At 73.8% G+C, this 9,920-nt stretch carries 11 protein-coding genes; all 11 read left to right on the top strand.

The features are described 5' to 3' along the window. The first annotated feature begins 271 nt into the window (after positions 1-271). Positions 272-1,318: an iron-containing redox enzyme family protein gene (locus ACR9ZG_RS15865; RefSeq protein WP_481285818.1), complete on the top strand. Its 1,047-nt coding sequence runs from the start codon at positions 272-274 to the stop codon at positions 1,316-1,318. Continuing rightward, positions 1,315-1,563, top strand: coding sequence for a CDGSH iron-sulfur domain-containing protein (locus tag ACR9ZG_RS15860; RefSeq protein WP_481285817.1), 249 nt, complete (start codon positions 1,315-1,317; stop codon positions 1,561-1,563). The genes ACR9ZG_RS15865 and ACR9ZG_RS15860 overlap by 4 nt, the downstream gene beginning before the upstream one ends. A 129-nt stretch (positions 1,564-1,692) precedes the next feature. Then, the gene (locus tag ACR9ZG_RS15855) at positions 1,693-2,295 is read left to right on the top strand and encodes a CinA family protein (RefSeq protein ID WP_481285816.1); all 603 of its coding nucleotides are present in this window, start codon (positions 1,693-1,695) and stop codon (positions 2,293-2,295) included. Then, on the top strand, positions 2,292-2,840 hold the full coding sequence (locus ACR9ZG_RS15850; RefSeq protein WP_481285815.1) for a DUF6328 family protein: 549 nt from the start codon (positions 2,292-2,294) through the stop codon (positions 2,838-2,840). The genes ACR9ZG_RS15855 and ACR9ZG_RS15850 overlap by 4 nt, the downstream gene beginning before the upstream one ends. A gap of 150 nt (positions 2,841-2,990) precedes the next feature. Further along, positions 2,991-4,331, top strand: coding sequence for an FAD-binding oxidoreductase (locus tag ACR9ZG_RS15845; RefSeq protein WP_481285814.1), 1,341 nt, complete (start codon positions 2,991-2,993; stop codon positions 4,329-4,331). 135 nt (positions 4,332-4,466) lie between these two features. Next, entirely contained in the window at positions 4,467-6,833 is a 2,367-nt protein-coding gene (locus tag ACR9ZG_RS15840) for a molybdopterin oxidoreductase family protein (RefSeq protein WP_481285813.1), read from the top strand. Next, on the top strand, positions 6,833-7,306 hold the full coding sequence (locus ACR9ZG_RS15835; RefSeq protein WP_481285812.1) for a hypothetical protein: 474 nt from the start codon (positions 6,833-6,835) through the stop codon (positions 7,304-7,306). Before ACR9ZG_RS15840 ends, ACR9ZG_RS15835 begins: the two co-directional genes overlap by 1 nt. After that, a complete protein-coding gene (locus tag ACR9ZG_RS15830) occupies positions 7,303-7,860 on the top strand; it encodes an HPP family protein (RefSeq protein ID WP_481285811.1) in 558 nt (185 codons plus the stop codon). Before ACR9ZG_RS15835 ends, ACR9ZG_RS15830 begins: the two co-directional genes overlap by 4 nt. Continuing rightward, a complete protein-coding gene (locus tag ACR9ZG_RS15825) occupies positions 7,857-8,498 on the top strand; it encodes an NTP transferase domain-containing protein (protein WP_481285810.1) in 642 nt (213 codons plus the stop codon). The genes ACR9ZG_RS15830 and ACR9ZG_RS15825 overlap by 4 nt, the downstream gene beginning before the upstream one ends. Then, on the top strand, positions 8,485-8,745 hold the full coding sequence (locus ACR9ZG_RS15820; protein WP_481285809.1) for a DUF6457 domain-containing protein: 261 nt from the start codon (positions 8,485-8,487) through the stop codon (positions 8,743-8,745). Before ACR9ZG_RS15825 ends, ACR9ZG_RS15820 begins: the two co-directional genes overlap by 14 nt. Before the next feature lie 37 nt (positions 8,746-8,782). Continuing rightward, the coding region (locus tag ACR9ZG_RS15815; protein WP_481285808.1) for a molybdopterin-binding protein at positions 8,783-9,920 on the top strand (1,138 nt) is incomplete at its 3' end.

The raw sequence follows: 9,920 nt of genomic DNA, 5'->3' as shown, positions 1-9,920 counted from the left end.
GCGCCCGCCTCGCGGCCGGCGCCGGTGCCCCCGCCGCGCACGCCGCCGCCGCGCACGCCGCCCCCGCGCACGCCGCCGAGACGCACGCCGCCGAGACGCACGCCGCCGATACACACCCCGGCGAGGGGCGTCGATCGGTCGGAATTCTGCCCGAATAGCGGCAGAATGACGCCCCTCGCGGCTTCGCGCCCCGGCAGCATTCTGAGAAACCACGAATCCTGCGGGCGCGCAACCACTTGACCAACGTCTCGAAGCCTCCGACGTTGGGGTCATGACACCAGATCACGCGCCGACCGCGCGGGGGCCGGTCAGCGAGGCGCTGCTCGAGGCGCTCGCCGCGGACCGCCCGGAAGACTCCGCCGCCGGACTGCTCGTCGCCGAGCGGGCGGCGGAGGCTGTCGCGGCCGGGACCGACATCCTCACCGACGAGGACCTCCAACTCACCCTCTACCTGCTCTACGGCCTCTTCTACGGCGACACCCTCTCCGCTGACGAGGAGTGGGAGTGGAACCCCGAACTGCTGCGCGCGCGACGCACCATCGAGCGCGAGTTCGAGCGGCAGCTGCGCGAGCGCGTCCCGGTGGGCGACCTCCCCGAGCCCACCGCCGACGCGGTCGCCGCGCACCTGTTCCAGCTCACGTCCGAGGATGCCGGGCCCAGCCTCTCGCGCTTCATCGCCAAGCAGGCGACCGGCGACCAGGCGATCGAGTTCGTGGTGCACCGCTCGATCTACACCCGCAAGGAGGCCGACCCGCACTCGTGGGCCATCCCGCGCCTGACCGGCCGGGCCAAGGCGGCGCTCGTGGAGGTGCAGGCCGACGAGTACGGCGGGGGCCGGCCCGACCGCATCCACGCCGAGATCTTCGCTCGCACCATGCGCGGCGTCGGGCTGGACGACACCTACGGCGCCTACGTCGACAACGTTCCGGCGATCACGCTGGCGTCGTTCACGATGATGTCGATGTTCGGGCTCAACCGGAGCCTCCGCGGCGCCATCACCGGCCACCTGGCCGCCTTCGAGATGACCTCGTCGATCCCGAACCGGTTCTACGGCAACGGCTTCAGGAGGCTCGGCTACGACGACGACGTCACCTGGTACTACGACGAGCACGTGGAGGCCGACGCCGTGCACGAGCAGATCGCCGGCCGCGACCTGGCGGGCGGGCTCGCGGAGCAGCATCCGGACCTCCTGCCCGACATCGTCTTCGGCGCCGCGGCGTGCCTGTACGTCGACGGGCTGGTCGGGCAGCACCTGCTCGACTCCTGGCAGGCCGGCGGCAGCTCGCTGCGGGAGCCGTTGAAGGCGGTGGCGGCATGACCGCGCACGGCGCCCACGACGAGGCGCCCGTCATCGTCGCCTGCCCCGACGGGCCGCTGCTGGTCCGCGGCCACATCGACCTGACCACCCCGGATGGCGAGCCCATCGAGCAGCGCCGCCGGACGGTCGCACTCTGCCGGTGCGGGGTCTCCAGCATCAAGCCGTTCTGCGACGGCACCCACAAGGCGGTGCACTTCCGCACCGAGCCCGTCGTCACGGCGTCGCATCCGCACACCGAAGAATAGGAGGGGAGCGTCATGTCCGACGAGAAGGATCGTCACGACGACGACACCAAGCAGGAGCAGCAGATCATCGACAAGCCCTCGCAGGCCGAAGGCGACGAGGGCGACAGCGACGCGGGCTAGGAGGCGCCGGTGACGGGCGAAGAGACGACCGAGCAGAGCACCGAGGAGAGCACCGAGGAGATCACTGCGCAGATCGTCGAGCTCGGCGAGCGCATCGCCGACCTCGCCGGGCGCGCGGGCGTGCGCGTCGGAGCGGCCGAGTCGCTGACCAGCGGCGCGATCGCGTCGGCGCTGGGGCGCGCGCCCGGAGCGAGCGAGTGGTTCGCGGGCAGCGTCGTCGCCTACTCCGAGCGCGTGAAGTTCGACGTGCTCGGGGTGACCCCGGGGCCGGTCATCACCGCGATCTGCGCGGAGCAGATGGCGGCGGGAGCAGCCCGCCTGCTCGACCTGGACGTGGTGGCCGCGGTCACCGGCGCCGGCGGGCCCGACCCGGAGGAGGGCCATCCCGCGGGGACGGTGTTCCTGGCGCACGGCAGCCGCAGCGCCCTCCGCGTCGACGAGCTGCATCTCGAGGGCGACCCGGCCGTGGTCGTCGAGCTCACCGTGCGCGCGGCGCTGCAGGCGCTCGGGGCCGACCTCGCCGAGCTGGCGCAGTCCGCGGACTCCGCCGCGGCGGCCGCCGCGCATCCGGCCGCCGCGCATCCGGCCGCGCGGGAGGAGGCGGCGTCGTGACCGACGACTCCGACGACCGGGACGCCCGCCCCGGCGACGGCCGGAGCGAGACCGTCAACCAGCGCGCGGACCGCAACTGGAACGAGCTGCTGCAGGAGTTCCGCGTCTTCCAGACCGGCACGCAGATCCTGGCCGCATTCCTGCTGACCCTGCCGTTCCAGCAGCGCTTCACGGAATTGGCGCCCTTCGACGTGGGTGTCTACGTGGTGCTGGTGCTGCTCGCCGTGACCGTGACCCTGCTCGCGCTGTCGCCGGTGAGCCTCCACCGCCTGCTCTTCCAGCGCGGCGCCAAGGTGCGGCTGGTGCGCTTCTCGAACGTCATGCTCATCCTCTGCCTGGCGCTCGCGTCGGTGCTGTTCACCGGCATCGTGCTCTTCATCGTCGACTTCCTCGCCGCACCGCCCTTCGGCGCGATCGCCGCGACCTGCGTGTTCGTGGTGGTGCTGATCCTGTGGATCGCGGTGCCGCTCATCATGCGGGCGAAGCCCCAGCCGCGGGGCGATGCGCCGGTGGACGACCAGGGGAGGGGCCGCCGCCGCGCGTGACTGCGACGACGGCGCCGCGCGGGATCGCTCAGCACCGAAGCGCCGTGACAACACGGGTCGTGACAACACACCGCCCGCTGTCACACAATGGCGGCCTGCGGTGTCTGTTGTGCAGCGGCGTCGAACGGGCGCCCGGACAAGGAGCCCCTCATGACCTCAGTGATCGAGACCCTCCGCGGTGACTTCGCGGGCGACATCATCGACCCCGGCAGCCCCGATTACGAGTCGGCCCGCCGGACTCTCCTGGCGGTGGGAACCCCGGAGTCGGTGCTCCGGCCCCGCAGCACCGAGGACGTGCGGGCCGCCGTGCGGTTCGCGGCCGGCAGCGGTCTCGCGCTGGCGGTGCGCGGCGGCGGCCACGGCTTCCCAGGGTTCGGCACCAACGACGGCGGCGTGGTCATCGACCTGCGCGAACTCGACGGAGTGGAGGTGCTCGACGAGGAGCGCCGCATCGTCCGGGTGGGCGGAGGCGCCACCTGGGGCCCGGTGGCCGACGCGCTCGGCCGGCGGGGCTGGGCGATCTCGTCCGGCGACACCAGGAGCGTCGGCGTCGGCGGGCTGACCCTCTCGGGCGGCATCGGCTGGAAGGTGCGCGAGTACGGCCTGGCCCTCGACAGCCTCGTCGCGGCGGAGGTCGTCACGGCGCGCGGCGATGTCGTCCGGGCGAGCGCCGACGAGCACCCCGACCTGTTCTGGGCGCTCCGCGGCGGAGGCGGCAGCTTCGGCGTGGTGACCGCGTTCGAGTTCGCCGCCCATCCCACCTCGGCGGTGTTCTTCGGCACGATCTCCTTCCCGGCGGCGGAGGCGGCGGCGGTGCTGGAGGGTTGGGCCGGCTACCTGCGCACGGCGCCCGAGGAGCTGACCTCGACCGTCGCCCTCGCCAACCCGTTCGCGGGCGGCCCGACCGCCCCGGTCGTCATCCACGTCGCCTTCGACGGCGACGACCCGTCCCGGGCGGCAGTGGCCATCGACCCGATCCGCCGACTCGGCACCGTGCTCGCGGACGACGTCACGCAGCGGGACTACGCGGGCATCCTCGAGGAGGGCGCGGTCCCGCCGCCGGGCCTCCGCATCCTGACCCGCAGCGCCTTCGTCGACGCGGGGTCGGTCGCGGACGTGCTCCGCATCCTCGTCGCGGAGGGCGCCAGGACCGGCTCCCCCTTCATCGCCCTCCGCAGTCTGGGCGGAGCGCTGTCCCGCGTGCCGGCCGACGCGACGGCGTACGCGCACCGCCAGGCGGAGCTCCTCGTCATCACCACGCTCGGTGGCCCCGAAGAGGTCGTGGCGGCAGGGCGCCCGGCGTTCGACGCCCTCTGGGCGGAGCTGTCGCCGCATGCTGCGGGGGCGTACGCCAACTTCCTCAGCGACACCGGCGACGCAGCACTGGCGGCGATCTACCCTCCGGCGACGCTGTCGCGCCTCGCGGCGGTGAAGCGCGAGTACGACCCGGGCAACCTGTTCGCGGGCAACTTCGCCGTGCGGCCGGCGTGAGAGAGGGGCGGGTTCCGACGCAACGGTGAAGCAGCATCGCGGTGACCGGCCGGCAACCTTCGAATGTTCGCACATCCGTCAGCCGGGGGCCGACAAGGGGTTGCCGCGTCCCCGCCTCCGGCCGATGGTGGGCGCATGGCCGATCGGACGATGGAGTTGCGGGCGGCGGGCGACCGGTCCCGGATCGAGGACGTGTGGGGTGCCCGCACGCCGTTCGCTGCGGGAGAGCGGTGGCCCGACCGGGTCGATGTGATGCTGGCCGACGGGCTGGCCGAGGCGGATGTCGACGCCTGGGTGCGCTCGGCGTGCGTGCTGTGCAGCAACGGGTGCGGCTGCGAGATCGCGGTCAAGGACGGCCGGATGGTCGGCATCCGCGGCCTCGCGGAGGACCCGGTCAACCACGGCCGACTGGGCCCGAAAGGGCTCTACGGCAGCTGGCAGGGCATGCGCGGGACCGACCGGCTCACCACCCCGCTCATCCGCAGGGACGGCGAGCTGGTGCCCGCGACCTGGGACGAGGCGATGGAGGCCGTGGTCGCCCGCAGCAGGCAGCTGCTCCAGGAGCGCGGCCCGCTCAGCCACGGCTTCTACACCAGCGGCCAGCTGTTCCTGGAGGAGTACTACACGCTGGCCGTGATCGGGAAGGCCGGCCTCGGCACTCCGCACATGGATGGCAACACCCGCCTCTGCACCGCGACCGCGGCCTTCTCGCTCAAGGAGACCTTCGGCGCCGACGGTCAGCCGGGCTGCTACGAGGACATCGACCACTGCGACACGCTCTTCCTCTGGGGCCACAACATGGCGGCGACCCAGACCGTGCTCTGGTCGCGCGTGCTCGACCGGCTCGCCGGGCCGAATCCGCCGCGGCTCGTCGCCGTCGATCCGCGCGACACCCCGGTGGCGCAGCGGGCCGAGGTGCACCTCGCGATCAGGCCGGGCACCAACCTGGCCCTGCTGCACGCCATCGTCCGCGAACTGCTGGTCACCGGCGCGATCGACCGGGAGTTCGTCGATGCCCACACCCTCGGGCTGGAGGAGCTGCGCGGCCAGGTGGAGCAGTGGACGCCCGAGCACGCGGCCGAGGTCTGCGGCGTGGCGGCCGCCGACATCCGTCGAGCCGCCGAGATCTTCGCGAGCGGCGAGCGGGTACTGTCGACCGTGCTCCAGGGCTTCTACCAGTCGGCGCAGGCGACGGCGTCCGCGTGCGCTGTCAACAACCTCCACCTGCTGCGGGCGATGCTCGGGAGGCCGGGCGCCGGCATCCTGCAGATGAACGGGCAGCCCACGGCCCAGAACAACCGCGAGACCGGCGCCGACGGCGACCTGCCCGGTTTCCGGAACTGGGAGAACCAGCAGCACATCGAGCAGCTCGCGCGCTTGTGGGGCGTCGACACGCTGCGGATCCCGCACTGGGCGCCGCCGACCCACATCATGCAGATGATCCGCTACGTGGAGCAGGGCAGCATCCCGTTCCTCTGGGTGTCCGCGACGAACCCGGCCGTGTCGCTGCCGCAGCTGCCGCGCATCCGCGAGATCCTCGGCAAGCCGGAGCTGTTCCTCGTCGTGCAGGATCTCTACCTCACCGAAACGGCGCAGCTCGCCGACGTCGTGCTCCCCGCCGCGGGCTGGGGCGAGAAGACCGGGACGTTCACGAACGCCGAGCGCACCGTCCACCTGTCCGAGAAGGCCGTCGACCCGCCCGGGGAGGCGCGCGCCGACCTCGACATCTTCCTCGACTACGCCAAGCGGATGGGCTTCACCCGCAGCGACGGCAGCCCGCTGATCACCTGGGAGACCCCGGAGGACGTGTACCGGGCCTGGCAGGAGTGCTCGCGCGGGAGGCCCTGCGACTACACCGGCATCTCCTTTGACGACCTGCGGCGCGAGAGCGGCATCAAGTGGCCGCGCCGCGAGGGCGAGACCGAGAGCCAGGAGCGGCTGTACACCGACTTCGACTTCCCCTCTCACGCCGACTACGCGGAGAGCTACGGGCACGACCTGCTCACGGGTGCGACCGTCGGCGAGCAGGCATTCCGGGCGATGCGGCCGGACGGCAAGGCGCTGCTCAAGTCCGCGCCGTTCACCGGGCCGCACGAGATGCCCGACGAGGAGTACCCGCTCCGGCTCGAGACCGGCCGCAGCGTCTACCACTTCCACACCCGCACCAAGACCGGCCGCAGCCCCGAGCTGACCGACGCCGCCCCGACCGTCTGGGTCGAGCTGGCGCAGGCCGACGCCGACGCCCGGGGGCTCTCCGACGGCGACCTCGTAGAGGTCCGCTCGCGTCGCGGACGCATCGTCGCGCCGCTGCGCGTGACCGGCATCCGCCCGGGCGCGGTGTTCGCGCCGTTCCACTACGGCTACTGGGATGCGCCGCCGGACGCGGTCGACAAACGGCCGACCGCGGCGAACGAGCTGACCGTCACCGAGTGGGACCCGGTCTCCAAGCAGCCGCTCTTCAAATCCGGCGCGGTGCAGGTGACGGCCTGGAAGGAGGCGTGATGAAGCTCCCGGTGTACCTGCGGCTGCTCGCCGAGTCCGAGACGACGCTCGCCGACTCGTACCGCACCATCGCGGAGGCCCACGGCGACGAGCCGGACGTGCACCACCTCTGCCTGACCCTGGCGAAGCAGTGCGACGAGCACCGCGCCAAGCTCGACGACATCATCGAGCGGTTCGGCGCCGCGTCGGAGGGCGACGGCGACGACGACGAGCCGGAGCGCCTCCACGCCGACGGGGTGGGGGAGGCGCGGTCCGGCCCGCTCGGGCTGCTGCGCGACCTGCAGGACCTCTACCTGCTCGCCAGCCTCGCCGACATCACCTGGACGATGGTGAAGCAGGCCGCCCAGGCGCTCGAGGACGGCGACCTGCTCGACGTCGTCGCCGCGTGCGAGCACGAGATCGCCGTACAGCTCAGGTGGCTGTCGACCCGCATGAAGCAGGCGGCGCCGCAGGCGCTGGTGGCGGTGCCGTGAGCGCCGCGACGGGCCGGGCGTCGGTGCTGGAGCGGGCGCAGCACCGGGCGGGCGAGGTGGGCGCCGGCCTGTACGTCGGGCTGCTGTCGCTGGTCGTGCTCGCGGTGTCTGGCGCGATCGGCATGCTGCTGACCACGCCGTGGCTGTTCCCGAGCCTGGGGCCGACCGTCATGGTGCTCTTCGGGACGCCGCGGGAGAAGGCCGCACGACCGCTCGACGCTGCCGCCGGGCACGCGGTCGGGATCGTCGCCGGCGTGGCGTGCCTGTTCCTGTGCGGGATGAACGGCAAGCCCTCGGCGGTGGAGGCGGGACTCTCGCTCGGGTACGTGCTGGGCGGCGCCCTCTCGGTCGCCCTCACCGCGTTCGTGCTGCACGCTCTGAAGCTGCAGCACCCGCCCGCGGGCGCGACGACGCTGATCATCAGCCTGGGCGTCATCGCCGACCCGGTCGGCATCCTCTCGATGGCCGCGGCGATCGCATTCACGATCCTGGCCGCCTGGGGTCTCAACGCGCTGCTCGGGGAGCGCCCGCACGGCTGGCGGAGACCGTCGTGACGGCCGCGATCATCCTGGCCGGCGGCCGCTCGACCCGGTTCGGCGCGGACAAGCTGGAGGCGCGCATCGGAGGCCGCACACTGCTCGCCAGGACGATGGAGGCGGCGCTCGCAGCGGGCTGCCGCCCGGTCGTGGTCGTGACGGCGCGGGGCGGGATCGCGGGAGAGGCCGGTGCCGTCGCCGTCGATGTGACCTCGGTGTCGGAGTGGCCGCGCTGGGGCGGCCCGTGCGCGGGAGTCGCAGCGGGGGTGGAGGCGCTGGATGCGGGCGGGCCGCCGGACGCGACCGAGGCCGTCATCCTCCCGGCGGACCTCGCCGACCCGGACGCGGCGCTCGCGGCGCTCACCGCGGCCCCCGGGCCGTACGTGCTGCGTGACGCCGACGGACGCGAGCAGTGGCTGCTGGCCCGTGCGTCCATGGCGACTCTGCGCGCGGGCATCGCCGCGCTCCGGGCGCGGGGGACGCTCGCCGGCCTCCCCGCCCGGGCGCTGCTGGGCCGGCTGCCCGGGAGCGAGCCGGTGCTCCGGCCGCTCGCCACGGCCGACATCGACCGGCCGGAGGATCTCGATCTGCTGCGCGCCTCCGACCCTGTGCACGCCATCGACCCGCTGAAGGAGCCGAGCCATGGAACCGTCTGAGCTGGACGACTGGGCCGCTACCGCCTCCCGCGCCCTCGGAGTGACGATCGAGCACGGCGATATCGCCGCGATCCTCGACCTCGCCCGGGATGCGGCGCACGGCATCGCCCGCCCCGCGGCGCCGCTCACCGCCTACCTGGCGGGGATCGCCGTGGGCCGTGGTCGCCCGCTGGCCGAGGCGACCGCCGCGCTGACCGCCGCGATGACCGCCGCGACGGCCGCCGCGACGGACGAGGGCGCCGAGTGATGCGCGCGACAGCGGCTCGCCTGGTCGGAGGCACGTGATGAAGAGCTGGCAGGACGCCCGCGAACTCGCCCACGACCTGGGCCGCCGCCACCCGGCGCGGGCTCTGCGCGTGCCGCTGTCGCGCGCCGCGGGCCTCACCCTCGCGGCCGATCTGCGCGCGGAGCGCTCGGTGCCCCGGTTCGACAACTCGGCGATGGACGGCTGGGCGGTGGCCGGCGACGGCCCGTGGCGGGAGGGGGAGCCGGTGCTCGCCGGGTCGGCGCCCGACATCCTTCCGCTCACGCCGGGGGAGGCGCGTCCGATCGCGACCGGCGCGCCCCTCCCTCCCGGCACCAGCACGGTGCTGCGGACGGAGGAGGGCATCCTCGAGTCCGGCCCGGACGGCATGCTCGTCGACACCATCGCCCCGCTCGACCCCGGCCGCGACATCCGCCGGTGCGGCGAGGAGGCGGAGTCCGGCGACGTGCTGCTGCACCAGGGCGCCCGGCTGACGCCGCCCGCGATCGGGCTGCTCGCCGCGGCCGGCATCGCCGCGGTCGACGTGCTGGCGCCTCCGCTCGTCACGAGCATCGCGACCGGCGACGAGCTGGCCGGCCCGGAGGCGGGGCCCGGGCAGGTGCCGGACGTCCTCAGCCCGCTCATGCCCTCCCTCCTCGCCGCGATCGGCGGCCGCTGCGCGACCGCGGTCCGGGCGCTGGACCACGCCGACGACGTCGCCGCCGCGATCGCGCGCGCCCGCACGGGCCTTCTGATCTCGTCGGGCGGAACCGCGCACGGCCCGGCCGACCCGGTGCGGGAGGCGCTCGCCCGGCTCGATGCCCGGCTGGTGCTCGACGGCGTCGCGCTCCGGCCCGGCTCGTCGGTGCTGCTGGCGGAGCTGCCGGACGGTCGCGTGGTGCTCGCGCTGCCGGGCAATCCGCTCGCCGCGGTGGTGGACCTCCTGCTGCTGGGCTGGCCGCTGCTGTGCGGGATGCTCGGCCTGCCGCTCGCGCCGCTGCCGCCGTGTCCGCTGCCGCTCGGCGGGCTGCCGCGGCACGGCGCCCGGGCGATCGCGTGCGTGCGGGAGGAGGGCGGTTACGTCGCCGTGCCGCACCAGCGCTCCGGGATGCTGCGCGGCATCGCGACCGCCACCCACCTCGTCGTCACCGAGAACGCCCTGTCTCTTATACACATCT

It is taken from the genome of Leifsonia sp. KNZ12-8B, assembly GCF_056755495.1.
Note: the sequence above shows the minus strand (reverse complement) of the source record. Positions and strands in the feature narration are given on the sequence as shown.